The sequence below is a fragment of the Chromatocurvus halotolerans genome, from assembly GCF_004340525.1.
GTDB lineage: Bacteria > Pseudomonadota > Gammaproteobacteria > Pseudomonadales > Halieaceae > Chromatocurvus > Chromatocurvus halotolerans.
The window spans coordinates 23,700-49,865 of the sequence record NZ_SLWX01000022.1; the positions used below are offsets into that span (position 1 = coordinate 23,700).

General features: G+C 63.0%; 22 protein-coding genes. 17 read left to right on the forward strand and 5 right to left on the reverse strand.

Annotation, left to right across the window (positions count from 1 at the left end; translation table 11 throughout):
• Positions 1 to 3 precede the first annotated feature (3 nt).
• Complete coding sequence (gene fabA / locus EV688_RS16105) at positions 4 to 519, reverse strand: 3-hydroxyacyl-[acyl-carrier-protein] dehydratase FabA (RefSeq protein WP_117319521.1); 516 nt, start codon at positions 517 to 519, stop codon at positions 4 to 6.
• 265 nt (positions 520 to 784) lie between these two features.
• Between fabA and EV688_RS16110 the strand changes: the two genes are divergently transcribed.
• Genes EV688_RS16110 through EV688_RS16120 form a run of 3 tightly spaced genes read left to right on the forward strand, consistent with a single transcriptional unit; the run spans position 785 to position 4,445 of the window.
• Entirely contained in the window at positions 785 to 2,194 is a 1,410-nt protein-coding gene (locus EV688_RS16110; RefSeq protein ID WP_117319520.1) for a mannose-1-phosphate guanylyltransferase/mannose-6-phosphate isomerase, read from the forward strand.
• Positions 2,195 to 2,242: 48 nt separating this feature from the next.
• Complete coding sequence (galU, locus tag EV688_RS16115; RefSeq protein WP_117319519.1) at positions 2,243 to 3,073, forward strand: UTP--glucose-1-phosphate uridylyltransferase GalU; 831 nt, start codon at positions 2,243 to 2,245, stop codon at positions 3,071 to 3,073.
• Between the two features lie 28 nt (positions 3,074 to 3,101).
• Entirely contained in the window at positions 3,102 to 4,445 is a 1,344-nt protein-coding gene (locus EV688_RS16120; protein WP_117319561.1) for a phosphohexomutase domain-containing protein, read from the forward strand.
• Between the two features lie 11 nt (positions 4,446 to 4,456).
• Here the strand turns inward: EV688_RS16120 and pgi are convergent, their stop codons facing one another.
• Both pgi and EV688_RS16130 read right to left on the reverse strand, forming a co-directional pair.
• Complete coding sequence (gene pgi / locus EV688_RS16125) at positions 4,457 to 6,109, reverse strand: glucose-6-phosphate isomerase (RefSeq protein ID WP_162884004.1); 1,653 nt, start codon at positions 6,107 to 6,109, stop codon at positions 4,457 to 4,459.
• A gap of 99 nt (positions 6,110 to 6,208) precedes the next feature.
• The gene (locus EV688_RS16130; RefSeq protein ID WP_117319518.1) at positions 6,209 to 7,171 is read right to left on the reverse strand and encodes a polyprenyl synthetase family protein; all 963 of its coding nucleotides are present in this window, start codon (positions 7,169 to 7,171) and stop codon (positions 6,209 to 6,211) included.
• Between the two features lie 269 nt (positions 7,172 to 7,440).
• Between EV688_RS16130 and rplU the strand changes: the two genes are divergently transcribed.
• The 6 genes from rplU to EV688_RS16160 all read left to right on the forward strand — a co-directional run bounded on the left by rplU (position 7,441) and on the right by EV688_RS16160 (position 11,886).
• Complete coding sequence (gene rplU / locus EV688_RS16135) at positions 7,441 to 7,752, forward strand: 50S ribosomal protein L21 (protein WP_117319517.1); 312 nt, start codon at positions 7,441 to 7,443, stop codon at positions 7,750 to 7,752.
• Positions 7,753 to 7,790: 38 nt separating this feature from the next.
• On the forward strand, positions 7,791 to 8,048 hold the full coding sequence (gene rpmA / locus EV688_RS16140) for a 50S ribosomal protein L27 (RefSeq protein ID WP_117319516.1): 258 nt from the start codon (positions 7,791 to 7,793) through the stop codon (positions 8,046 to 8,048).
• Between the two features lie 119 nt (positions 8,049 to 8,167).
• Complete coding sequence (gene cgtA, locus EV688_RS16145) at positions 8,168 to 9,352, forward strand: Obg family GTPase CgtA (RefSeq protein WP_117319515.1); 1,185 nt, start codon at positions 8,168 to 8,170, stop codon at positions 9,350 to 9,352.
• The gene (gene proB / locus EV688_RS16150; protein ID WP_117319514.1) at positions 9,349 to 10,503 is read left to right on the forward strand and encodes a glutamate 5-kinase; all 1,155 of its coding nucleotides are present in this window, start codon (positions 9,349 to 9,351) and stop codon (positions 10,501 to 10,503) included. The genes cgtA and proB overlap by 4 nt, the downstream gene beginning before the upstream one ends.
• Positions 10,496 to 11,437, forward strand: coding sequence for a ZIP family metal transporter (locus EV688_RS16155; RefSeq protein WP_117319513.1), 942 nt, complete (start codon positions 10,496 to 10,498; stop codon positions 11,435 to 11,437). Before proB ends, EV688_RS16155 begins: the two co-directional genes overlap by 8 nt.
• Positions 11,434 to 11,886: a methyltransferase family protein gene (locus EV688_RS16160; protein ID WP_117319512.1), complete on the forward strand. Its 453-nt coding sequence runs from the start codon at positions 11,434 to 11,436 to the stop codon at positions 11,884 to 11,886. The genes EV688_RS16155 and EV688_RS16160 overlap by 4 nt, the downstream gene beginning before the upstream one ends.
• A gap of 47 nt (positions 11,887 to 11,933) precedes the next feature.
• On the opposite strand, the gene hemH is transcribed toward EV688_RS16160, so the two are convergent.
• Positions 11,934 to 13,022: a ferrochelatase gene (gene hemH, locus EV688_RS16165; protein WP_117319511.1), complete on the reverse strand. Its 1,089-nt coding sequence runs from the start codon at positions 13,020 to 13,022 to the stop codon at positions 11,934 to 11,936.
• 177 nt (positions 13,023 to 13,199) lie between these two features.
• On the opposite strand from hemH, the gene EV688_RS16170 reads away from it, so the two are divergent.
• Positions 13,200 to 14,633, forward strand: coding sequence for an amidohydrolase (locus EV688_RS16170; protein ID WP_117319559.1), 1,434 nt, complete (start codon positions 13,200 to 13,202; stop codon positions 14,631 to 14,633).
• 70 nt (positions 14,634 to 14,703) lie between these two features.
• A complete protein-coding gene (locus EV688_RS16175; RefSeq protein ID WP_117319510.1) occupies positions 14,704 to 16,389 on the forward strand; it encodes an alkaline phosphatase D family protein in 1,686 nt (561 codons plus the stop codon).
• Positions 16,390 to 16,469: 80 nt separating this feature from the next.
• Here EV688_RS16175 and EV688_RS16180 read toward each other — a convergent pair whose 3' ends face one another.
• Positions 16,470 to 18,821, reverse strand: a complete 2,352-nt coding sequence (locus EV688_RS16180; RefSeq protein ID WP_117319509.1) for a TonB-dependent receptor — start codon at positions 18,819 to 18,821, stop codon at positions 16,470 to 16,472.
• Between the two features lie 268 nt (positions 18,822 to 19,089).
• Here EV688_RS16180 and EV688_RS16185 point away from each other — a divergent pair, with 268 nt between their 5' ends.
• From EV688_RS16185 to EV688_RS16210, 6 genes are all read left to right on the forward strand, one after another.
• Positions 19,090 to 20,262 (forward strand): acyl-CoA dehydrogenase family protein, encoded by a 1,173-nt coding sequence (locus EV688_RS16185; RefSeq protein ID WP_117319508.1) that lies wholly within the window; start codon positions 19,090 to 19,092, stop codon positions 20,260 to 20,262.
• 2 nt (positions 20,263 to 20,264) lie between these two features.
• Positions 20,265 to 20,885: a glutathione S-transferase family protein gene (locus tag EV688_RS16190; RefSeq protein ID WP_117319558.1), complete on the forward strand. Its 621-nt coding sequence runs from the start codon at positions 20,265 to 20,267 to the stop codon at positions 20,883 to 20,885.
• Positions 20,886 to 20,910: 25 nt separating this feature from the next.
• Positions 20,911 to 22,113, forward strand: a complete 1,203-nt coding sequence (locus EV688_RS16195) for an acyl-CoA dehydrogenase family protein (RefSeq protein ID WP_117319507.1) — start codon at positions 20,911 to 20,913, stop codon at positions 22,111 to 22,113.
• A gap of 9 nt (positions 22,114 to 22,122) precedes the next feature.
• Positions 22,123 to 23,244 carry an acyl-CoA dehydrogenase family protein gene (locus EV688_RS16200; protein WP_117319506.1) on the forward strand — a complete coding sequence of 374 codons (1,122 nt, stop codon included), beginning with the start codon at positions 22,123 to 22,125 and terminating at the stop codon, positions 23,242 to 23,244.
• 86 nt (positions 23,245 to 23,330) lie between these two features.
• Positions 23,331 to 24,722: an ABC1 kinase family protein gene (locus tag EV688_RS16205; RefSeq protein ID WP_117319505.1), complete on the forward strand. Its 1,392-nt coding sequence runs from the start codon at positions 23,331 to 23,333 to the stop codon at positions 24,720 to 24,722.
• A complete protein-coding gene (locus tag EV688_RS16210) occupies positions 24,719 to 26,077 on the forward strand; it encodes an ABC1 kinase family protein (RefSeq protein WP_240624463.1) in 1,359 nt (452 codons plus the stop codon). The genes EV688_RS16205 and EV688_RS16210 overlap by 4 nt, the downstream gene beginning before the upstream one ends.
• Positions 26,078 to 26,166: the final 89 nt, after the last annotated feature.

Sequence of the window (26,166 nt, forward strand, 5' to 3'; positions counted from 1 at the left end):
GGTTCAGAATGACTCCGTTGACTGAAACAGGCCCACCCTGAGGTCGTTAGCCTGGTAGATATCCCTGCCGTCCACCGACAGCGTACCATCTGCAATGCCCATGATCAGCTTGCGCTCGATCACGCGCTTGAGCTGAATGCGGTAGGTCACCAGACGTGCAGTGGGCAGAACCTGGCCGCTGAACTTGACCTCACCGGATCCCAGTGCGCGGCCCCGTCCCGGATTACCGCGCCAGCCCAGATAGAAGCCGAGCAGTTGCCACATTGCGTCGAGGCCGAGGCAGCCTGGCATGACAGGGTCGCCCGGAAAATGACACTGAAAAAACCACAGGTCGGGGGTGACGTCCAGCTCTGCAATGATCTCGCCCTTGCCGTGGCTGCCACCATCGGCGCTGATATGAGTAATGCGGTCGAGCATCAGCATCTCATCCACGGGCAGCTGTGCATTGCCCGCGCCAAAAAGTTGACCCGTGCCGCACTTTATCAGCTCGTCCTTGGCATAACTGCTTTTTCCGGTCATGGTGCGTCCGTTGGTTGCGGTGCAAGAGAATGGTGGTTGGGATGTGTTGTCGGGGCTGCACCGGTATGTGGATGTGGGTAGGTTCCGGCCTGCTGCATATTTTAATGAATGCGGGCGACAAGTCCAGACTCGCGGCCCGGCGTCCATGGCTGGAGGCGCCACGGAGGGCTCGGGTAGAATGAAGTCGCTGCGCGCAGCCCGGTCTGACATGTCAGGTCAACGGATGCCGGGCATTACAGTCACAAGCAAGGAAGCCAGATAAGCTATGTTAGTTCCCGTTCTTTTGTCCGGTGGTGTGGGGAGCCGCCTGTGGCCCGTCTCCCGGGAAGCGCATCCCAAGCAGTTTCTGCCGCTGGCCAGTGAGCTTTCCATGCTGCAGGCCACCCTGGAAAGGACCTCGGCGCTGCGCGCGTCTGCACCACTGGTCGTCTGCAACGAGGAGCACCGCTTCATGGTGGCTGAACAGTTGCGGCAGCTGTCCGTGCAGCCCGCAGGGATCCTGCTGGAGCCGGAGGGGCGCAATACGGCGCCTGCGGTAGCGCTGGCGGCGCTGCAGGCACTCGAGACCGACCAGGAGGCGATTCTGCTGGTCCTCCCGGCAGATCACATCATCAAGGATACCGCCGCCTTCACCGACGCGGTGGCCGCTGCCATGCCCCTTGCCGAGGATGGCTACCTGGTGACATTCGGTGTTGTACCCGCGTCACCGGAGACCGGCTATGGCTACATACAGCGGGGCGACGCGGTGGGTGAGGCCGGCTTCGAGCTGCGCGCGTTTTTCGAGAAGCCCGACGCCGATACCGCGAGCGCCTACGTCGAGAGCGGGGATTTTCTGTGGAATTCCGGCATGTTCCTGCTGCGCGCGGCGACCTACCTTGAGGAACTGGGCAACTATGCGCCGGACATGGCGCAGCACTGCCGGGCCGCGATGGCGGCGGCATCGTCGGATCTGGACTTCGTGCGACCGGATCGCGCGGCGTTTGCCGCATCGGCGAGCGACAGTATTGATTACGCGGTCATGGAGCGAACGACGCGCGGCGCCGTTGTGCCTCTCGACTGTGGCTGGAGTGATGTCGGCGCCTGGTCGACGCTGTGGGAGGTATCCGCGCAGGATCAAGATGGCAACGTGCTGCAGGGCGATGTCATCGCCGAAGACTGTCGCGGCAGCTACCTGCGCAGCGAGTCGCGGCTGCTGGCTGCCGCGGGCATCGATGACCTGGTGGTGGTGGAAACCGCCGACGCCATTCTGGTCGCCAGCCGGCATCGCGTGCAGGACGTAAAGCGCATCGTCACGCGCCTGCGGGAAGAGGGCCGCAGTGAGGCATCCCTGCACCACCGGGTGTATCGTCCCTGGGGCAGCTACGAGTCACTGGTGGTATCCGAGCGCTTCCAGGTGAAGCGGATTATCGTCAACCCGGGGGGGACACTGTCCCTGCAGATGCATCACCATCGCGCTGAGCACTGGATCGTCGTCAGAGGCACCGCCGAGGTTACCTGCGAGGAGAAAACCTTTATGCTCGGCGAAGACGAATCGACCTACATCCCACTGGGTCACCGGCACCGTCTGGCCAATCCGGGCAAGATTCCCCTGGAGCTTATCGAAGTGCAGACAGGAAGCTACCTCGGCGAGGACGATATCGTCCGCTTTGAGGACAAATACGGTCGCAGCGGCTGATTTGCCCGCCGGCGGCGACAGGACAGTTCATCAGGAACGGAGAGGCCCATGATTTCCAAATGTATGTTTCCGGTTGCAGGCTACGGAACGCGATTTCTGCCCGCCACAAAAAGCATGCCGAAAGAAATGCTGCCCGTGGTGAACAAGCCGCTGGTGCAGTACGGCGTCGAGGAGGCGATCGCGGCGGGGATGACGACCTGCGCCATGGTCACCGGGCGCGGCAAGCGTGCCATCGCCGATCATTTCGACATCAGTTACGAACTCGAGCACCAGATTGCCGGAACCGGCAAGGAAGCCTATCTCGACAGCATCCGCAATGTTCTCGATAAAGGCACGTTCACCATGGTGCGCCAGCGGGAAATGAAAGGACTCGGGCATGCGATTCTCACCGGTGAAACGCTGATCGGGAACGAACCCTTCGGCGTGCTCCTGTCTGACGATCTGTGCCTGAACGAGGACGGTCCCGGTGTCCTCAGCCAGATGGTGGAGCTGTACCGCCAGTTCCGCTGCTCAATCGTCGCCATCATGGAAGTGCCCCCGGACCAGACGCACAAGTACGGCGTCATCGCCGGTGAGTCATTGAAAGATGGCATTTATCGCGTTGACCGCATGGTGGAAAAGCCGAAGCCCGAGGACGCACCCTCGAATCTGGCGATTATCGGCCGCTACATACTCACCCCTGATATCTTCGACATCATCCGCGAGACGCCGCCGGGCGCCAACGGTGAGATACAGCTCACCGATGCCCTGCAGACCCAGGCCACGCGCGGCTGCGTCATGGCCTACAAATTCAAGGGACGGCGCTTTGACTGCGGCAGCGTTCCGGGCTTTGTCGAGGCCACCGACTACGTTTACAACAACGTCTACCAGCAGCCCTGAAGGATTGATCGCCGTGACGAATGTGGACATGAGCTGTTTCAAGGCCTATGACGTGCGCGGCCGTGTTCCCGACCAGCTCAACGAGGATATCGCCTACCGCATCGGCCGTGCCTTTGCGGAGGTTCTGGACGCAAGGCGCGTAGTAGTCGGTCACGATGTGCGGCTGTCGAGCGAGCTGATCAAGGCTGCCCTGAGTGAGGGGCTGCGTGACCAGGGCGCCGATGTCTTCGACATTGGCCTGGCGGGAACCGAGGAAATCTATTTCGCCACCAGTCACAGCGCCATGGACGGGGGTATCGCGGTCACCGCCAGCCACAATCCCAAGGACTACAACGGCATGAAATTCGTCCGCGCGGGGTCGCGGCCGGTTTCTGGCGACACGGGACTTTTCGACATTCGCGACCGCGCCGCGAAGAACCGCTTTGCACCGGTATCGCGTCGGGGAGACCTGCAGCCGCTGGATACGGATGACGCCTACATCGCGCACCTGCTGGGCTATATTGACCGGTCATCCCTCGCGCCGCTGCGCATCGTGACGGATCCCGGAAATGGCGGCGCGGGTCGCATTATCGACCTGCTGGAGCCGCATCTGCCCTTCGAGTTCATCAGGATCAACCACGAGCCTGACGGTCACTTCCCCAATGGCGTGCCCAATCCACTGCTGGCCGAGAATCGCGGGGCTGCAGCGGCGGCAGTGCGCAGCCACGCCGCGGACATGGCGATTGCCTGGGATGGCGATTTCGATCGCTGTTTTTTCTTCGACGCGAACGGTGACTTTATCGAGGGCTACTACCTTGTCGGCCTGCTGGCCGAGGCCTTCCTGCGCGACCATCCGGACGAGGCCATCGTGCATGATCCCAGGCTGACCTGGAATACGCGGGATATTGTCGCCGCAGGTCGGGGCCGTGCCGTGGAGAGCAAGACCGGGCATGCATTTATCAAGGAACGCATGCGCCAGGAAAACGCCATCTACGGTGGCGAGATGAGCGCCCATCACTATTTTCGCGATTTTGCCTATTGCGACAGCGGCATGATTCCCTGGCTGCTGGTTGCAGGGCTGATCAGCGACCGCCAGCAGAGCCTGGGTCACATGGTAGAGCAGCGCATGGCAGCCTACCCCTGCAGCGGCGAGATCAACCGTACAGTGAACGACCCGGTTGCGCTGCTGGAAACCATGGAGCGGCGCTATGGCCCGGATGCGCAGTCGGTGGAGCATGTGGATGGACTGAGCGTCAGCTTTGCCGACTGGCGCTTCAATCTTCGCTGCTCCAACACCGAGCCCGTTGTGCGTCTGAACGTGGAAAGTCGCGGCGATGCTGCGTTGATGACCGCGAGAACCGCTGAGATTCTGGCGCTGATCGACGCCGCCTGAGCGGTCGTCCGTCAGGCGTTGGCGTCGCGCCAGCGCTGAATGAGCGCTGCGGTCGCGGCATCCAGCGTTGACGCCGGTTCATTCGCGTCCTCCGCTGCGGGACCGAGCATGACCTCGTGTACCTGCCGACCGATGTTCTTGCCGAGCTCAACGCCCCACTGGTCGAAGGCATTGATATCCCAAATAACGCTGCTGCAGAAGGTGCGGTGCTCATACAGCGCGAGCAACGCCCCCAGGCTGTGAGGGGTCAGGCGCTCGAATGACAGCACACTGTGCGGCCGGTTGCCGGGTATCGCCAGGTGCGGCGCCAGCCACTCAGCGTCGTCATCGCGGCCGCGCTGTCGCAGGGAGTCCTCTGCCGCAGCCGCGCTGCGCCCCACCGTCAACGCACGACTCTGTGCCAGGCAGTTGGCAACCAGGCGGCCATGGCGCCCGTCCTCGTCCTCGTCTGCGTCTGCCGGCGCCAGCGGCAGAATGAAATCCACGGGACACAGGTGTGTGCCCTGGTGCAGCAGCTGGTGGAAAGAATGCTGGCCGGTCGTCCCTGCGGCGCCCCAGAGCACGGGCGCCGTGTGATAGCCGACGGTGTCGCCGCTGCGGTTCACGCGCTTGCCGTTGCTTTCCATCGTCAGCTGCTGCAGGAAATCCGGCAGGCGACGCAGACGATAGGCGTAGGGCAGCACGGCGTGATTGGTCGCCCCAAGGAAATGACAGCACCAGATTTCCAGCAGGCTCATCAGCAGGGGCAGATTGCTCTCGGGTGACGTGTCGCGGAAATGCCGGTCCATGGTCTCGGCGCCGCGAAGCAGTTCGCAGAACGCCTCCCAGCCTATCGCGATCGCGGTGCTGAGCCCTATGGCTGACCACAGTGAGTAGCGACCGCCCACCCAGTCCCACAGTGGCAGGCAGTTATCCGGTGGAATACCGAACTCCTCGGCGGCCTGCAGATGACTGGTCACCGCGAGAAAATGCCGCGCAAGATCCTTCTCCGACGCGCCCGCGTCCTGCAGCCAGCGGCGGGCGGCGAGGGCGTTGTGCAGGGTTTCCTCGGTACTGAAGGATTTGGAGCAGACGATGAACAACGTGGTGGCCGGATTCAGTGGCGCAATGACGCTGCGCAGGTCCTCCGGGTCAATGTTGGCGGCGTAGTGAACGCGCGGCGGGGCGGGGCAGGCCGGAGCAAGGGCCTCGCTGGTCAGCCGTGGCCCCAGGTCCGAGCCGCCGATACCCAGGTTGACCACGTCGCTGATCGGCTCGCCGGTAAAGCCCGTTTGCCGCTGGCTGCGCAGCGTCTCCACGTGTTCCCGCATGCGTTCCCGCGTGGCCACAACCTCGGCAAAGCGTGCGGCGTGGTTATCCGCTGCGCTCGCCCGCAGCAGCATGTGCAGGGCGGGGCGTTTTTCCGTGTGATTGACCTCGCGACCGGCAAAAAGTGCGGCGATGCGCGCCTGCATGTCTGCTCGTCGCGCAAGGGACAGCAGGTTTTCCAGTGTGAAGGTGTCGAGAAGGTGCCTGGAGAAGTCGAGATGCAGGCCCGCGGCCTCGCAGCTGAAGGCCTGGGGTCGCGTGGCATCCGCCGAGAGCAGTGCCGCAATGCTCTGCCCCTGAAGGCGTGATGCCTGCACGGTCAGGTCGCGACCTTCCTGTGAATCGAGCAGGGTCATGGCTGTCACTGGTGTGAATGGCAGGCTGAGTATAGGTAGCACCCCGCTCAGGGGCAATTGCTGCGCGCCCGTCTGTTGCGTGCCGGTAACGGCGGAGCTTCAGTGACTGCGGTCGACCGACAATGCCGCCAGGGCCTGCATGGCGTTGCGTGCGGGGCTTTCGGGGAGTCGTGCCAGGCAGGCCAGGGCCTGGTCGCGGTGCGATATTGCGGCGCGGCGGGTATAGCCGAGGCTATCGCAGTCGGTGATCGCCTGCATGATAGCCTCAAGCTGGTCTGCCCGTTTGCCCGTGATGGCAGCGCTGACCAGTGACGCCTGTGTCCCGGTGCCGCTGCTGATGACGTGAATGAGGGGCAGGGTGGGCTTGCCCTCGGTCAGGTCGTCGCCGACATTCTTGCCCATTGCCGCGGGGTCGCCTTCGTAGTCGAGCACGTCATCGATCATCTGGAACGCAATCCCCAGGTGCAGGCCGAAGTCGTACAGGTCCTGAGCGTGTGGGTGTCCGTCGCCATGCAGCTGCGCGGCACCGCGGCAGGCAGCCGCGAACAGCACAGCGGTCTTGCGGGTGATGACATCGAGGTACTGGGTTTCGCTGGTGCTGGCGTCACCGGCGCGAGCCAGCTGCAGCACTTCTCCTGCAGCGATCATGTTGGTGGTGTCCGCCATCTGTGACAGCAGCGCCATGTCGTCCAGGCTGACCATGAGCTGGAATGCCCGCGTGTAGAGAAAGTCTCCTACCAGCACTGACGGCGCATTGCCGAACGCGGCGTTGGCGGTGAGTCTTCCGCGGCGCAGCTCTGACAGGTCAACCACATCATCATGCAGCAGCGTCGCGGTGTGAATGAACTCGATGACCGCGGCAAAGCAGATGTGCCGCGGCGTGCATTCACCGATGGCGGCGGCTGACAGCAGGGCAAGCAGCGGCCGCAGGCGCTTGCCGCCAGCGTCCACGATGTAGTGACCGATGTTCTCGACCATGTCGACGTCGGATTCGAGTTGCTCAATGATCAGGGTGTTGACCTGATCGAACTCGCGCTCGACAACGGCTCGGATGTTTTGCATAGATGACTTAGGGCGTGAAAATGCCCGCGAATGCTAGGTCGCGCCCCGTGCGCTGTCAAGCGGCGTTCCGGCGGCCCCGAGGGACCCCCGGCACGACCCGGCCGGCGTGGCCGGTAACAATTACCTGTTGTCCCCAACGCATGTTATGCAGTAGAATCTGCGCCCCCTCGAAGCCTCGCTCGGCATCGAGCCTGTTTGTGCCTGGCCCTGCCCATCGCCGTTGCGATGCTGTTTAGACCTGCGGGAAGGCGAACTGAACGGAGAAAGACATGTACGCAGTAATAGAAAGCGGCGGCAAGCAGCATCGCGTTGTCGAAGGCGAGCTCCTCAAGCTTGAGAAAATTGAAGCCGCCACCGGTGAGACCGTCGAATTCGATCGTGTCCTGATGGTGGGCGGAGACGGTGACGTCAAGATCGGTCGTCCACTGCTTGAGGGCAGCAAGGTCACGGCAGAAGTGATAACCCAGGGCCGTCACAAGAAAGTGAAGATTGTGAAGTTCAACCGCCGCAAGCACTACCGGAACGAGACCGGTCACCGCCAGTGGTACACCGAAGTCAAGATCACGGGCATTACGGCGTAGTCAGTCGGCCCACAGTCACTTTTTGGAGGTAATCGGCAATGGCACACAAGAAAGCAGGCGGCAGTACCCGCAACGGTCGCGATTCGGAAAGCAAACGTCTGGGCGTGAAGCGCTTCGGCGGGCAGGCAGTGACAGCAGGCAACATCCTGGTGCGTCAGCGTGGTACGCGCTTTCACCCCGGTGAAAATGTCCGCTGCGGCAAGGACCATACCCTGTTTGCCACGGTTGATGGCACAGTTGAGTTCGTTACCCGTGGTCCTAACGGGCGCAAGTTTGTTCAGGTAACCGGCGCGTAGCGCGCAACCGGTAGCGAGTCCGGAAGCCTCGTCATCCGACGGGGCTTTTTTTTGCGCCGCGTGCGGGTCTTTTTGACCAATGCTGCCGCCCTGCGCCAGCGCGGAGTAGAATCCAGCTTATGAAATTCGTAGATGAGGCGACCATCAAGGTCTTCGCGGGCAACGGCGGCAGCGGCTGCCTGAGTTTTCGCCGTGAAAAGTATATCGAGCGCGGCGGCCCCGATGGCGGCGACGGCGGCGATGGCGGCAGCGTGATCATGCAGGCCGACAGCGCACTGAACACCATGGTGGATTATCGCTACCAGCGTGCCTATCGCGCCCCCAATGGCGAGCCGGGCCGGGGCCGCAACTGCACCGGCGCCAGTGGCGAGGATCTCGTTCTTCGCGTACCCGTGGGCACCACGGTCATCGACGAGGACAGGGGTGAGGTGCTCGGTGATCTGTCGGAGTCGGGCGCCCGGCTGGTGGTGGCGCGCGGCGGCTTTCACGGTCTTGGCAATACCCGCTACAAATCCTCGGTAAATCGCGCCCCGCGACAGACTTCGCCCGGCTCTGAAGGCGAGCACCGGACGCTGAAGCTGGAGCTCAAGGTGCTCGCGGACGTCGGTCTTCTGGGGCTGCCAAACGCCGGTAAATCCACCTTCATACGCGCGGTGTCAGCGGCACGTCCACGCGTCGCCGATTATCCTTTTACCACGCTTGTGCCCAATCTGGGCGTGGTCAAGGTGGATGCCTATCGCAGTTTTGTGGTGGCTGATATCCCTGGCCTGATTGAAGGTGCCTCCGAGGGTGCCGGTCTCGGTGTTCGCTTTCTCAAGCACCTGACACGCAACCGTATCCTTCTGCATCTGGTGGACGTTGCTCCGCCAGATGGCGGAGACCCGGTGGACGCCGCGGCTGCCATCGCCCGCGAGCTGTCGGCATTCAGCCCGGCACTTGCCGCCCGTCCACGCTGGCTGGTGCTGAACAAGACTGACCTGATTGACGAGGAATCCCTCGCCGACATCAGGACACGAATCGTCGATGCGCTCTCCTGGCAGGGGCCCCTTTACGCCATCTCCGCGATCAGCGGGGAAGGCACGACCCGTCTGTGCCAGGACATCATGAGCTGGCTCGAGGAGCGGCGTCGGGAAGAGGACGCGGATCCGGAGATGGCGGCGCAGGAAGACGACGCCCAGCGCCGTATGCAGATCGAGGCGCGTGCGCGCATCGAGTCACTGCGGGCGCAGCATCGTGCTTCCCGGGGTCGCGAGGATGACGGTAGCGATGATGAAGACGATGTCGAGGTCGAATACGCGCCGTGAAAGCCGCCCCTGAACCGCCGGCGACGCGCACTGCGCTGTCTGCTGCCCGGCGCTGGGTCGTCAAGGTTGGCAGCGCGCTGCTGACCAATGACGGGCGGGGTCTCGATATGACCATGATCAGCCGGTTGGCGCAGCAGGTGGCGCTGCTGCGCGGTGCCGGCTGCGAGGTGGTACTGGTGTCGAGCGGCGCGGTTGCGGCGGGTGTGGTAAGGCTGGGTTGGCCGCGTCGCCCCGCGGCGCTGCACGACCTTCAGGCCGCCGCCGCTGTCGGCCAGTCTATTCTGCTGCAGCACTACGAGCAGGCGTTCCAGCGACACGGCCTGGCAACGGCGCAGATTCTGCTCGGCCACGATGATGTCGCTGCCCGCGATCGCTACCTGAATGCCCGCGGCACCCTGACCACGCTTCTGCGCCTTAATGTCCTGCCGATCGTGAACGAGAACGATACCGTCGCGACCGAGGAAATCCGCTTCGGCGATAACGATTCCCTGGCCGCACTGGTCGCCAATCTGATCGATGCCGACGCTCTCCTGCTGCTGACAGATCAGGATGGCCTGTTTGACGCGGATCCCCGTCTGCAGCCGGGGGCGCAGCTGCTGACAGAAGTCGATGTTCACGATGCTCGCCTGGATGGCATGGTCGGCGACGGCGGTGCGCTCGGTCGTGGCGGCATGGTGACCAAGCTGCGCGCGGCTCGCCTTGCCGCTCGCTCAGGCACACAGACCGTTATCGCCGGCGGGCGCCTCGATGACGTCATTCAGGCCGTTACCCGTGGCGATAGTGTGGGTACCTGGTTGCGCAACGGGCGTCAGCCGCAGAGTGCGCGGCGGCAGTGGCTGGCGGGGCTGCTCCAGCTAGGTGGCAGACTGCGGCTGGATGACGGCGCCGTGCACGTGATCCGTGAGTCAGGGCGCAGTCTGCTGCCGGTTGGTGTAAGCGATGTCGAGGGCGATTTTCGCCGCGGTGATGTGGTTGCCTGCTGTGATGAGAGGGGCCGCGAGGTGGCGCGCGGTATGATCAACTACGGTGCGTCGGAGGCTCGCCTTATTGCCGGTCGCAGTTCGGCGGCCATTCCTGCACTGCTGGGTTATGCTGGCGATGAGGAGCTCATTCACCGCGACAATCTGGTGGTGGCAGATTTCCATGACTGATTATCCCGGCACACTCCTCGTGTTCTACAGTGCGGCGATTGCCGCGGCATCACTGCTGGGTGGCCTGCTGCCCAACGTTGTCCGGATGACCCATACACGCACCCAGCTGGCAATGAGCCTGGTTTCCGGGCTCATGCTCGGGGTGGCGTTCTACCACCTGTTGCCTCACAGCATCGTCATGCGGCCGGTGCCGGACGCCATTGATTTCTCGCTGTGGTGGCTGGTTGTCGGCCTGGTAGTCATGCTGTTGCTGCTGCGCGCCTTTCATTTTCATCAGCACGAAATCGATCCTGATCCGGTGGCGTCGTCGTCGGCGCATGAGGCTTGCCATCCGCACGGACATGCTCATGGTCAAGATTCCACAGACACGCCGGTAGCCGCGCACCGGCTCAGCTGGGTCGGCATCGCGTTTGGCCTTGGACTGCATACCCTGATCGATGGCGTGGCCCTGGGTGCAGCACTGCTCGGCGCTGAGACGGCGGATGTCGGCAACCTGCTCGGCGCGGGGGTGTTCCTCGCCATTCTGCTGCACAAGCCACTGGACGCCATGTCGATTACCGCGATCATGCAGAGTGGTGGCTGGGGACGCGGCGCCATGAAACTGGTGAATATCGGCTTTGCCCTATTGTGTCCCCTCGGAGCACTGCTGTTCTACTATGGTGTGGACCTGGTGGCCATCGACCCGGTGGATATGGTTTCTGCGGCACTCGCCTTTGCTGCCGGGGCATTCATCTGCATTGCCCTGAGCGATCTGCTGCCCGAAGTGCATTTCCACAGCCATGACCGTGTCAAGCTGACAGTGGTGTTTCTTCTGGGCGTGGGCATTGCCTACGCCATTGTCAATCTGGAGCCGGCAGGCGCGCACCAGCATAATGCGGCGGTCATTCAGACGGATTGGAGAAACAGCTCGCCGGAGGAGCTCAGGGAGCGATGACGGTCAAGCGGATAATCTATCCACCCATGTGGCTGGTGTTCGGCGTCATGGGGATTTTTGCGCTGAACGAATTTGCGCCCGTGCTGCGCTACACCGGTCCTGTCAGCCAGTTGATCGGCGGCATCATCATGCTGGTCGGGCTCGCGCTGCTGGTTGTGTCCGGCGGCCTGTTCTCCCGGGCGGGGACCGGGATGGTGCCCTTTCGCGACGTGAAGGTGCTGGTAACCAACGGCGTCTACGCCCGCACACGCAATCCGATGTATCTGGCGATGGCGCTGGTTCTCGCCGGCGTGGCCGTCACAGTCGGCGCGCTGTCGGCATTGATCGTGCCGCCGCTGTTCCTGCTAATCGTCTACTGGCGCTATGTTCGCCCAGAGGAGGCGATGCTTCAGGACCTGTTTGGCGACGAGTACGCCGCCTATTGCTCGCGGGTCAGGCGCTGGCTCTGAGGGGTCGCTCATGGCCAGGCAGCGATAAGCAGCACCTGTCGAAGGGCTCAGCTTTTGGGGACGTAGCCCATCTCTGCCGCCAGCCTGGCGGACAGAGCCGGATCGGTGCGTTCTTCCAGCCATCCTGACAGCTGTTCTTCTGCCAGGTCAGCCAGAAAATCGATATGCGCCGGCGTTGCGTTCAGGCAGGGTATGTAGGCGTAGTCCTCGCCGCCGGCGTCCATGAAGTATTCCCGGTTTTCCTCACCGATCTCCTCAATGGTTTCCAGGCAGTCAGCGGAAAACCCGGGGCAGACCACCTGCACTTTCCGGACGCCCCGGTCGGGCAGGCTTTTCAGTGTCTCATCGGTGTAGGGCTGCAGCCATTCCTCACGGCCGAAACGCGATTGGAAGGTCGTCAGGTAGTCGTCCTCGGCGAGTCCGAGTGACTCCGCCACCAGGCGTGTGGTCTTGTGACACTGACAGTGGTAAGGGTCGCCCTCCTCAAGATAACGCAAGGGCTCCCCGTGGTAGGAAAAAATCAGCTTGTCGGCGCTACCATGCGCCTCCCGGTAGGCTTTGATGCTGTCTGCCAGCGCCCGGATATAGCCGGGATGGTCGTGGTACTGCGCCACGAAACGCAGGTCCGGCAGCCAGCGACGAGCGCGGAAATCCTCGGCAAGGGCATCGAACGTCGAGCCCCCGGTGGGCCCGCTATACTGTGGATACAGTGGTATCACAACCAGTTTGCGCACGCCTGCCTTGAGCATTGCCTGAATCCGGTTTGACACGGCAGGCCTGCCGTAGCGCATGGCATAGTCCACCAGAATGCGATCACCATGCCGCTGTGTGAGCGCTTCCTGCAATGCGCTGGCCTGATCGCGGGTGTGCAGGAGCAGGGGTGAGCCCTCCTCCTCCCAGACAGTGGCGTAGGCCTCGGCCGAGCGCGCCGGACGAACGTTCAGAATGATCACGTTGAGGATAAACCACCACAGCAGGCGGGGTACTTCTACCACGCGAGGATCCGACAGGAACTGCTTGAGGTAAGGTTTGAGCGCTTTCTTCTCGGGCGCCTCCGGCGTGCCGAGATTGGTTATCAGAACGCCGATGCGCGGTGTCTGCGCATGATCAAACCCGGGGGAACCCTTGTATTTCATAACCCACGCCAGTCTACGTCAAGGATAGTCACTGCGTCGGCACAGGCGCCAGCGACAGCATGTTGTTGTGCAATAACGAATTATCAACCTACGGATGATGCAGTCCTGCGGATGGCTTTCACCGGTCACAGTGATAAGGTACTGGACGGAAAAAACAACAACCGCGGAGGATATCATATGCAGCGCCCATTGATCGCATTCAGCCTTCTCTTTGCCACGCTGCTGGCGGGCTCCGCCAGGGGTGCCGAGGGCGACGATGCCATGCTGGCCTATCTGGACGACGCAGCCGGACGTTACGGTTCGCTGGCGCGCGCCATCTGGGAGAAGGCAGAGGTCGGCTATCAGGAGTACGACAGCTCCGGACTGCTGCAGGACGCTCTGGTCGAGTCAGGCTTTTCGGTGGCTACCGGTGTCGCCGATATCCCGACGGCATTTATCGCATCCTACGGTGAGGGTGGGCCGGTTATCGCGCTACTGGCTGAGTTCGACGCCCTGCCGGGGATCACCCAGACCGACTCACCGCAGCGGGAGCCGCGTGACGATGTGAATGCGGGACATGCCTGCGGCCACCATCTTTTTGGTGCAGGGTCTGTCGCGGCGGCGGTCGCCATCAAGCAATGGCTGGAGAAAAACAGCGTCCCGGGGACCGTGCGGCTGTATGGCACGCCCGCGGAAGAGGGTGGCTCGGGAAAAGTCTACATGGTACGTGCCGGCCTGTTTGACGACGTGGACGCCGTGCTCTCCTGGCACCCCTCCGATCGCAATGCGGCAAATCCCGCCACATCCCTGGCCAACAAGTCGGCCAAGTTCCGCTACCGGGGTATCTCGTCCCACGCGGCGGTTGCGCCGGAGCGGGGGCGATCCAGCCTGGATGCCGTCGAGGCCATGAACTACATGGTCAACATGATGCGCGAGCACGTTCCCCAGGAAACGCGTATTCATTACGTGATTACCCGTGGTGGCTCCGCGCCGAACGTGGTGCCGGATGATGCCGAGGTTTTCTATTACCTGCGGCATCCCCGACGCGATGTGCTGGAGGGTCTGTGGGATAGGGTAATGGATGTGGCCGAGGCGGCCGCACTGGGCACCGGCACTGAGCTGGAGTACGAGGTCATCCACGGCAACTTCAACAAGCTGCCCAACGAGACCCTTTCCGCCATCATGCACGCGAACCTGGTGCGCGTCGGTGGGGTTCAGTACTCGGAAGAGGAGGCGGACTTTGCCCGCCGACTGCGCGACAGTCTCGAAGATGCGGAGGCTCTCGCCGGTTCAGAGTCGCGTGTCGACCCCATGCAGTTTGAGCAGGGCATGGGTTCAACGGATGTGGGCGATGTCAGCTGGATGGCGCCAACCACGGAGATGCGCGCGGCGACCTGGGTGCCGGGTACGGCGCCGCATTCGTGGCAGGCCATTGCCTCGGGCGGCACCAGCATTGGCACGAAGGGCATGCTGGTAGCCGCCAAGACCCTGGCGCTTACCGCCGCCGAACTTTACGAGTCGCCGGAGGCGCTGTCGGCAGCGCGCAATGAGTTTGTCGATCGCCGCGGTGAGGATTTCGACTACACGCCGCTGCTGGGTGATCGTGATCCGCCGCTGGATTATCGCAAGTAACGCAAATTCACAAAGCGGTAACAGTTGTCGCGTAGCTTCGGCATTTCCGTGATTTTCAGAGGTGTTAACGATGTTCTCGAGGCGAGATTTCCTGCGCGTTTCCTCTTTGCTGGGCGGCGGCGTTGTGCTTTCCACCGCATTGTCCGGTCGGTCGGTACTCGCGCAACAGCCCGCGCTCTCTGCGGCGACTTTTGCGCATGGCGTGGCCAGCGGCGACCCGCTGTCGGATGGCATGATCCTGTGGACACGAGCGACCCCTGACGGTGCGCCCACGTCGCTTACGCTGTTCTGGGAGCTGGCGTTGGACGATGCCTTCCGTGAGGTGCTGCGCAGTGGCACTGTCGAGGCCACAGTAGAACGGGATTACACGGTGAAGATCGACGTTCGCGAACTCGAGCCGGGTGAGACCTACTATTACCGATTCAGGTCGGCCAGTGCCGAGAGCGGCGTCGGCCGCGCGAGAACGCTTCCCGCCGCGGGCGTGGCTGCGGTGAAGCTCGCGGTTCTGTCATGTTCGAACTACCCGGCCGGGTATTTTCATGCCTATCGGGAAGCGAGTCGCCTGGATGATCTGGATGCCTTTGTGCACCTGGGTGACTATATCTACGAGTATGGCGCCAACGGCTATGCCACGGAGCGCGCGCAGGCGCTGGGACGCCTGCTTCCCGACAGCAATGCCGGTGAGCTGTACACCCTCGATGACTATCGCCGCCGCTATGCCCTGTACCGCAGTGATGAAGACCTGCAGGCAATGCATGCAGCCGCGCCGTGCATCGCGGTCTGGGATGATCACGAGGTGGCCAATGACACCTGGCGCGAGGGTGCCGAGAATCACTCCCCGGACGAGGGCGATTTCGATGCCCGCAAGCTCGCTGCCGTACAGGCCTGGCATGAATGGCTGCCCGTCCGCCCACCGGCGGGTGTGCCGAGCGAGCAGATATACCGCAGCTTCGATTTCGGAGGGCTGCTGGCGTTGCATATGCTGGATACCCGGATCATCGCCCGGGACAGGCAGCTCGACTACGCCGATTATCGCGATCCTGAGACCGGCCAGATGGATGCCGAGGGCTTTTCTGCGGATCTTTCCCGGGCCGACCGTTCACTGCTGGGCGACAGCCAGCTCGCCTGGCTCGGTGCGCAGCTGGCGGGTTCTGACGCTACCTGGCAGGTTCTCGGGCAGCAGGTATTGATGGGGCGCATGTTCATGCCGGCTGAGGTTCTCGGTGCCGAATCCTACCGTGATATTCCTGCGCGGCTTGAGGCGCTGGCGGTGCTCAAGTCCCGCCTGCTTGCGGGAGAGTCGCTCAGCCAGCAGGATCTCGCCCGGCTGCAGCGCGTCACGCCCTACAACCTGGATGCCTGGGATGGCTACCCGGCGGAGCGGGAAAAGCTGTATGCCGTGGCACAGCAGTCAGGCAAGCAGATTGTCAGCCTGGCCGGTGATACGCACAATGCCTGGCACAGCCGGTTGACCGACCGCAACGGCAACGCCGTGGGCGTCGAACTGGCGACGTCCAGCGTGACCTCCCCAGGCATGGAGGTGTATTTCCAGATGAATGCCGACACCGCTGCGCGCCTGGCGGAGGGGCTGACCCTGCTGATCGACGATCTTCAGTACTGCAACCTTCATCAGCGTGGCTACCTGACGGTGACTGCAACAGCGTCGGACCTGCAGGCCGAGTGGACGTTTATCGACAGCGTGCACACCCGCGATTACCGCATCGCGGGCGTGCACCGGGAAGTCTTTACAGCCTGAGACGCGGTGGGATGATGCGCAAGCAGGCTGCTGTCGTGGAACAGCAGCCTGCTTGCGAGGCCGGCATGGCGCGTCTGCGGCTAGTCGCCGAACCGCATGTCAACCTGCACACCCCAGAACAGCGGCGGACCGGCGACGAAGGTCGGGTTGCCGAATGAGCCGCCGGTATTGCCGGCGTCCACCAGGTATTCCTCATCCAGAAGGTTGTTGGCAAATACGCTGACTTCCCAGCCGGAGGCGCGATTGGCGACACCGAGGCGCAGGTTCAGAAGACTGTAGGCGTCCTCGCTGATATCAATGCCTGCGATGGGGGCATTCTCAGGCTCAAAGAACACATCCGAGCGATAGCTGTAGATAAGCGAGCCTGTCAGGCTCAGGCCTCCCGACAGATCACGGTCGTAGAACAGGCCCGTGCTGGCGGTCCACTCGGGCTGCAGGCGGAAGCGGTTGCCCGCCAGGGTGCCGTTGCTGGAATCCCTGTCAATCTCGGCATCGATCCAGGCGGTGTTGGCGAACAGCTCGATATCGGTTCCCAGCAGCGCGCGGACGTCGATCTCGACCCCGAGGTTGGTGGCTGCGCCCGCGTTGGCGGTGAAGAAATTGCCCGCCTCATCCTGCAGCGTGACCTGGAAGTCAGAGTAGTCCTGGTAGAACACCGACGCACCGTAGGAGATACGGCTGTCCATCACGCTGCCCTTGATACCCGCCTCGTAGTTCCAGACAATTTCCGCCGGTGACTCTGTGACGTTGGCGACAGCGCTGCCGTCTGTGCCAGTGGCGGCGACGACGTCAATGACTTCCGAGCGGCGTCCTTTGGCGATGGTGGCGTAGAGGTTGGTCTCGTCCGTCAGGCTGTACAGCACATTGAAACGTGGCAGGTAATCGTCGAAGGAACCCGACGCCTCGAGGATCTCGCCGTTGGTGGAGACGACGGGCAGCAGGGGCGCCTGTGCGATCACGGCATTGGGTGATAGGGCGCTGAAGCCACTGCGTCGATCCTCGCTGACGTAGCGAAGGCCGGCGGTCAGCTCCATGCGCTCTGTTGCGGCCCAGGTGAAATCGGCAAAGATCGACCAGATATCGTTGTTCCCGTAGTTGGCGAACTCGGCCTGGTAAGGCAGCTGCTGGACCGCGCCGCCGGTGAGTATCGGCGTCAGCAGGTTGACGGATCCGTCGGCATTGATGCACGGAATACCCAGCGGCAGTGCACCTGCGCAGTTCAGATAGATGGATTCCTCCGTACTGAACGGTACCCGCTGGGAGCCGTCTTCCGTAAAGTAGTTTGCCCCGGCGATGGTCGTCAGCCTGTCGCCCGTGTGCACCAGGCGGAACTCCTGGCTGAACTGCTCGCCTTCGGCATCCTCCCCGAACTCGAGAAACCAGGCCTGCGTGCCGTCGGCATCGAACACTTCCAGCGAGTCGAATTCCCGGCGGGCGCTGATGGATGTCAGCGTGAGCGTGGGAGACAGCGCCCACTCCATGGTCAGGTTCAGGTCCTGTGTCTCCCGTTCGATCCCGAGATCGGCTTTGCCCAGCACCTCAGCGGAAACGGGGCTGCCGCTCATTTCCACATAGCTGAACGGGCTTGTGTCGCCGCCGGTGGGCGCAAAACGGCCGTTCTTGAACGAGGTGCCGGAATCATCGTTCTCCTCGTAGTTGTAGACCAGGTCGACGGTCAGGTTATCGGTAGGCGTAAAGCGCAGTGAGGGTCGCAGGGACAGCCGCTCTATCGCCTGCATGTCACCCTGGCTGCGGCCGCCGGGATTCTGCGAAATCGCGGAGCCGGCAATGTTGTCGATGAACCCGTCGCGCTCCCGGTACATGAAGGCCATGCGCGCCTGTAATGTCTCGTTGCCCCCGGTGGCGAAACCGCGGGCAAGCCGCGAGCCATAATTGCCTGCGCCCAGCGAGAGCGCCGCCGCCGGCGCCACTTCCGGCTTTTTGGTATAGACACTCACGGCGCCGACAGAGGCGGCGGTGCCAAAGAGCGTCGCCTGCGGACCCTTGACGACCTCCACCCGCTCGATGTCGAACAGTTCGAAATAGGAACCCCGTGAGCGCGACACATCGACGCCGTTGTAGTACACGGAGACGCGGGGTGAGGCCTGTGCCGATCCGCTGTCAGAGGTAATGCCACGAATCACGAAGCCAGGGTTGTTCGGACTCTGCTCCTGGATGACCAGGCCGGGCGTGACGTCGGACAGGGCGTCGAGCTCGATAATATTGGCGCGCTCCAGCAGGTCGCCGCTATAGGCGGTGATGCTGATCGGGACATCCTCCACGGACTGTTCCCGGCGCTGCGCATACACCTTGACCTCCTCTATGGCGGCGCCCGACTCCTGCGCCGCGCTGATTCCAGCCAGGGGTAGTGCAGTGCCCGCCAATGCGAGTGAAATGGCTGTCCGGGTGAAGGTGTGTTTTTTTGCAGGCATGTTCGTGCTCCGTCGCGAGGGAATAGGACGGCCGGAGCTTACGGCGGAAATACGTCAGTCCGGTGACGGCAATGTGAACTTTACATGACAGGCGCGACATCACCGGAACGCGTGCCGCGACCGTTTCCAGATCGGATGACGCCCGATAGCGCTGCGTCCGGCGGGTGCCCTCCGGGGACAGTAACCGGCTATTGTTCTGCCAGACAATAAAGCTATACTCAATTATTTGAAGCAACGCTCAATCAATCGCTGGGAGGCGTCGCGTTTCATGGCTCTGGACTTCGACGGCGCGCGCCTGCCAAACCCCAACATCACGGCTGAGCATCACGCCTGGCGGACACAACTGCGTCGTTTCGTCGATACCGAGATCGCGCCGTTTGCCGATGCCTGGGACGAGGCCGGCCACATCCCGGACGAACTCTGGCCGAAGGCTGCCGCCGTGGGTCTTCTCGGTCTCGGCTATCCCGAAGCCTTCGGCGGCACCAGCGAGGGCATTGATGTGTGGCATCAGTGGATCGTTGCCGAGGAGCTTTCCCGGTTCGCGGTGGGTGGCGTCAATGCGAGCCTGATGGTGCATGGTATCGGTCTGCCGCCGGTGATTCACTGGGGCAGCGATGCCATGAAGACCGCGGTGGCGCCGGCGGTTCTCGCCGGGGAAAAACACATTGCCCTGGGTATTACCGAGCCCGGGGGAGGCTCCGATGTTGCCTCGCTGGCAACAACCGCGGTGCGCGACGGTGGCGACTATATTGTCAACGGCTCCAAGACGTATATCACCGGCGGCATGCGCGCCAACTGGGTGTCCACGGCGGTGCGCACTGGCGGCAGCGGTGCCCGCGGTGTGTCGATGCTGCTCATATCCACGGATGCCCCCGGATTCTCGCGCACACCGCTGGATCGCAAGATGGGCTGGTGGGCGTCCGATACGGCGACCCTGTACTTTGACAACCTGCGGGTTCCTGCGGAACATCTGATCGGCCCGGAGAATCAGGGTTTTCAGGTCATCATGACCAACTTCAATGCCGAGCGCATGGCCATGGCCGCGGGCATGGAGGCATTGGGGCGTGTCTGCCTTGAAGAGGCGGTGCAGTGGGCGCAGCAGCGGAACACCTTTGGCAAGCGTCTGGCGGATCATCAGGTTATCCGGCACAAGGTTGCGCAGATGAAGCAGAAGCTCAACGCTACCCAGGCCTACCTCCGGCTGTGCTACGAGAGCATTGCCGGGGATTGCGCCAGCCCGGGCGATATTGCACTGCTCAAGGTGCAGGCCAGCGAGACTCTGGAGTTCTGCGCCCGCGAGGCGATGCAGATACTCGGGGGCATCGGCTACATGCGTGGCAACCGGGTGGAGCGCATCTATCGCGAGGTGCGTGTCAATGCCATAGGCGGTGGTTCGGAGGAGATCATGCGCGACCTGGCAGCGCGGCAGTACGACCTGTGAGCATGAAGCTGTGGCACTGCGGCGGCGCTCGCTCGTTGCGGCCTCTGTGGACGCTGGAGGAACTCGGGTTCGACTACGAGCTTGTCGTGCTGCCGTTTCCACCGCGGGTCTTCGACCGGGATTTTCTGCGCATCAACAGCCTGGGTACGGTGCCTTACTTTACCCACGATTCTGTCGAAATGACCGAGTCCGTTGCCATCTGCCAGTACCTCGCCGAGCGTGATCCGGCGCGGGCCCTGACGGTAGCGTCCGAGCACCGGGAGTACGCCGCTTATCTGAACTGGCTGCACCAGGCCGATGCCACGCTGACGTTTCCGCAGACCCTTGTGCTGCGCTACACCTATCTCGAGCCGGAACCTGACAGGACTGCCATTGCCGAGGATTACGCGCGCTGGTTCATTGCCCGCCTGCGACGCCTCGATGCCCACCTTGAAACCCATGAATACCTGGTGGACGAGCGCTTTACCCTCGCCGATATCGCGGTGGGCTATGCCCTGTACCTGGGGCGATCCCTCAAACTGGACGATCGCTACCAGCCGCAGACCCGGGACTATCTCGAACGACTCCTGGCGCGACCCGCCCTGCAGCGCGCCGACGCCATGGCGCCCGCGCTGGACCTGTGATGATGCAAACCGACAAGAGACAGCCATGACCCCTCAACCCCACGAACTCGACAGTTTCCGCAAGGACGTCGCCGCCTGGCTCGCTGAGCATCGCCCTGCCGACCCGGGTTTCCTGCTGCCGCAGTCCTTTATGGAAGTGAGCACTGACCAGCAGCTGGACTTCCTCAGAGAGTGGCAGCACAAGGTGTGGTCGGCTGGCTACCTGGGCATGGCCTGGCCGCGGGCTTACGGGGGTGGCGGCGTCGATCCTGCATTCCAGTCCATCGCCGACCAGGAAATGCGTCGTGCCGGTGTGCCCATCTGTTTCAACGTGATCGGGTTGGGCTGGGCCGGCCCGCTGATCAACGATATTGGCACGGAGGAGGAAAAGTCGAAGTACCTGAAGGGCATACTCAGCGCCGAGGATATCTGGTGCCAGGGTTTTTCCGAGCCGGATCATGGCTCCGATCTCGGCGCCGCGCAGACCCGTGCGGTGCGCGACGGCGATGCCTACGTGATCAACGGCAGCAAGATCTGGACCACCATGGGAAACTACGCGCGGTATATGATTCTGCTGGCGCGGACCAACCCGGAGGCACCTCGCAAATACGACGGCCTGTCGTTTTTTCTCGCGCCCATGCAGGTGCCCGGTATCGAGACGCGGCCGATCCGGAAACTCACCGGCGAATACGGCTTTACCGAGACCTTCTTCACCGACGCACGAATCCCGCAGGCATGCCGCATGGGCGACGAGGGCGATGGCTGGAAAATCGCCATGAAAACCCTGCAGTACGAGCGCGGTGCCGAGGCCGGCGCGGCCGGAGGGCTCGCCTTTGTGCGCGTGTCCGTCGACGACATGATCGATGAACTTCGGGATGTCTCGCGCGACGGGCGCCCGATGCTTGAGGAGCCGCTGCTGCGCGATCAGCTGGTGGGCCTGATCATGGAGGAAAAGGCGATGGCGCTCGGCGATCGCCGATCAGCCATTGCGCCGCTGACGACGGATTATCCGTTTTCCCTGCCGCTGTCGAACAAGCTGCGCTGGACGGAGTACTCGCGTCGCCTGCGCCAGTTTGCGGTCGGCGCCCAGGGCGCCGCGGGCAGTTTTTACGTGGGTGACGATGCCGCGAGGCAGGGGGGATTCTGGCAGCGCGCCTACCTCAACAGTTTTTCAGCGACCATTGGCGGCGGTACCAGCCAGATTCAGGCGAACATCATTGCCGAGCATGTTCTCGGCCTGCCGAAATAGGAGTCGCGCATGTCGGTTATTGGAAGTACGCGGCTGTCCCTGGGGGAAGAGCAGGCCATGCTGCTGGACGTGGCACGGGACTTCTGCCGCCGCCAGTCGCCGATGTCTGCCGTGCGCGCCCAGCTGGACTCGCCGCTGGGGTTTGACAACGCCGTATGGCGGCAGATGGTCGACCTGGGCTGGACGGGAATCGCCCTTCCCGAGTCCGTGGGTGGATCGGCCCTGGGTGTGGCAGCTGTCGTGCCCGTGGCGGAGGCCCTGGGACGTGCCATGCTGGGTACACCGCTGCTGGCAACGACGCTTGCGGCGCAGCTGCTGCAGCGCGCCGCGCCGGGGGCGCAGGACGATCTCCTGGCGGAGATCGCCGCCGGTGCCGTCGCGACGGTGGCGATGCTGGAAAACGAGGATTGGGGCAATACCCGGTATCAGGTAAGCCTGGACAGCGAGAATCGTCTGAGCGGCGTAAAAATGCTGGTATGGGATGCACAAGCGGCGGACCTTTTGGTGGTGGTTGCCCGGGATGGCGCTGGCGAGACGGTTCTTGCGCCCGTTCGTCGCGCGGCGGTGGCGGACGCTGCGCTGGCCCCGCATACGATGATTGACGAGACACGCCGGGCCGCACGCATTGATTTCACCGGCGTACAGGCCGAGGCAGTGATAGCGGGGCCGAGCGTGTTGTCAGCCTTGCGCGACTACCGGCTTCTTGGCGCTCTGCTGGTCGCTGCGGAAGCCGGCGGCAGTGCGGCGTCCTGCCTCGACACGACTGTGGCATACCTGAAGACGCGCAAGCAGTTCGGCAAGCTGATCGGCTCCTATCAGGCCCTGAAGCATCCTGCGGTCGAGATACTGACAGCGGTGGATGCGACGCGATCCTTCGTCTATCACGCAGCGAGTGTGGTCGGTGAGGAGCCGCTGGCGCAGGAGGCTGAAATTGCCTGTCGCATGGCGAAAGCTCAGGCCACTGAGACCCTGTGCCATGCCGGGGATCGCGCCATCCAGTTCCACGGTGGCATGGGCTTCACTTACGAGTGTGACGCGCAGCTGTACCTGCGCCGCGCGCAGTGGGCGCAGCAGCAGTTCGGCGATGCCCGGCACCATCGCACGCAGCTGGCAGCGCTGCTTCTGGACTGACCGCTGTTCAGGTTGCGACCGCCGTTTCCGCGATGTCACTGCGGCGACGCGCCGTCCGCTCACCGTCCCCGGGCGTATAATGGGGTATGACCAGAAAATCATTGCTTAATCGTCGCGGCGCATTTGGCCGAGGATTTGCGGTTTCCGTCGCTGGAATACGCGCTGGTGGTGCATTTGCCCTCGATGGCGCCCTGCAGCGCCTGCGCGGCGCCGAAGCCGGTGCCGACTCCGATATGCTGCGCCGTGAAGCCAGGCGTTTTGTCACCGAGCTCGGTCGCCTCAAGGGCACTTACGTCAAGATAGGACAGATGTTCGCCCTGCTCGGCGAACACTTCCTGCCGCCGGCGCTGACCGAGGCCCTGCACGAGCTCGAGTCCGAGACCCATCCGCTGCCGTGGTCCGAAATCGAACCGGCACTGCGCGCTTCGCTGGGTGACCGGCTGGACGAGCTGGAGGTGGAAACCACGGCGCTGGCTGCAGCATCTCTCGCCCAGGTGCACCGCGCGACGGTGCGTGCCAGTGGCGAGCAGATCGTGCTCAAGATCCAGTACCCCGGTCTTGCGCGGGTCATTGACGGTGATTTCGATGCAGTGGTGCGCATGCTTCTTCTGGCGCGCTGGATAAAGGCCGGGCGTGAGCTCGACGACTGGCTGGGCTCCATGCGCCAGCAACTTCACTACGAGATTGATTACCTGCGTGAAGCGCGAATGGGCGACCATATCAGCGCCTGTGTCGCAGCGCGTGGCGAGTCGCTCAACGCGCGCGGCGTCTATCTGCACGTACCCGAGCGTCACCCCCGTTACTGCACCCGTGAAGTGCTTGCCCTCGAATACATCGATGGTAAAAGGGTCAATCATCCCGATATTGCGGCGCTCTCCCAGCGGCGGCGCAACGCCCTGGGTCGCGGCATGCTGGACCTGTTTTTCTCGGAGCTGTATCACTGGGGCCTTCTGCAGACAGATCCCAATTTCGGCAATTACCTTATCAGGCGCCATGCGGGTCGGGACGAACTGGTGTTGCTGGATTTTGGGTCCATGCTGCAGTGCGACAATGATTTTCTGCACAACTTCGGCAGCACCATCGCGGCAGGCCAGCTTCAGGACCGCAACAGCATCGTGCAGGGGCTGGTCGGGCTTGGCTGTCTGCGTGCGGACAGCAGTGAGTTTGCCCGCGATACCTTCAGCGACTTCTGTCTGCAGCTGCTTGAGCCGCTGCGGCCACCGGCGGAGCTGCCAAAGGAATACTGCAACGCGCGCGGTGAGTATCGTTGGGGGCAGTCACGACTGATGCAGCGGGTCGGCAGACAGGCGGCGAGTTCAGCGGCGACCCGGCATTTCGCCACACCCTCGCGGGAGTTCGCGATGATCGCCCGGAAATTGACCGGCGTCTTCACGTTCATTGCCGTTCTCGATGCCGAATTCAACGGCTATGAACTGGTGAGAGACTATATCGAAACCTGGCTGGAGGACACCGCGTGAGCGGGGACAAGAACAAGGGCAAGGATACGCATGACGGCGTCGACAGGCCGCGCGGCAGGCAGAGCGCGGTGCCCACCGGTCGCGTCGGGCGGTTCGCGCGGGTAGCGCGTCTGACTGCCGGCGTAGCGGGTGGCATGCTGGCCGAGGGCACCCGACAGTGGCGTGCGGGCAACCGTCCGCGCCGCCGGGACCTGCTGCTGACGCCGGGTAACGCGAAGCGCGTTGCGGACCAGCTGGCGGATATGCGCGGTGCCGCGATGAAGCTCGGGCAGATTCTGTCGATGGACAATGGCGACATGCTGCCGCGTGAGCTGGCCGATATTCTCGGTCGCCTGCGTTCCGAGGCCAGCGCCATGCCCGAATCGCAGCTGAATGCCGCGATGACCGAGGCGTATGGCGCTGACTGGGAGTCGCTGTTCAGTGAATTTGACCGCAATCCCATTGCCGCTGCCTCAATCGGTCAGGTCAACCGGGCGGTGGATCACGAGGGACGCGAGCTTGCCCTGAAAATCCAGTACCCCGGCGTGGCGAAGAGCATTCGCAGTGATGTCGACAACATCGCTACGGTATTGCGTATGTCAGGCCTGCTGCCTGCGGATGTCGACATGACGCCGCTGCTGGAGGACGCCAAGTCACAGCTTGAGGACGAGGCCGATTACATGAAGGAGGCCGACTTCCTCAAGGCGTTTTACGAGGTTCTTGCCGACGACGAGCGATTCATTGTGCCGGAGCTGCAGTCAGAGCTGACAACGCGCAACGTGCTGGCCATGAGCTATGTTTCGGGCGGGCCGATCGAGGAACTGGCGCGCAAACCCCAGGCCGAGCGCGACCGGGTGATGACGGCGCTGGTCGATCTCATGCTGACCGAGCTGTTCCAGCTGCGCCTGGTGCAGACGGACCCCAACTTTGCCAACTATCAGTACCGTTTCGCCACCGGCGATATTGTTCTGCTGGATTTCGGCGCGACCCGGGCCTTCAAGGCGCGCTTTGTGAACAACTACCGTAAGCTGGCTGCAGCGGCCATCGCCGGTGATCGAAAGCGCATGGTGGCGGCAGCTGAGAAAGTGGGCTACGCCATGGGTGACGAGGATTCGGTGTATCGCGAGCTCGTGCTGGAGCTGCTGCTGCTGGTTCTTGAGCCTTTGCGTTACGAGGGCGACTACGACTTTGCCGCCTCGGACATGCCGGCACGGCTGAGCGAGCTCGCCCAGTCCGCTGCGGCGCATTCGGATTTCTGGCACGCGCCGCCCACCGATGTCGTGTATTTCCACCGCAAGGTGGGGGGCATGTACATGCTGGCAAGTCGCATGGGCGCGCGCGTCAACGCCAATCGCCTGATGCGGGAATGGCTCTAGACATTATGTAGTGACCTACCCGTCCTCAAATATCGTGGGTTAAGCTGAGGACGGTGATCCAAGCTCAGAGCCAAAAGTGAGGAGGGTAG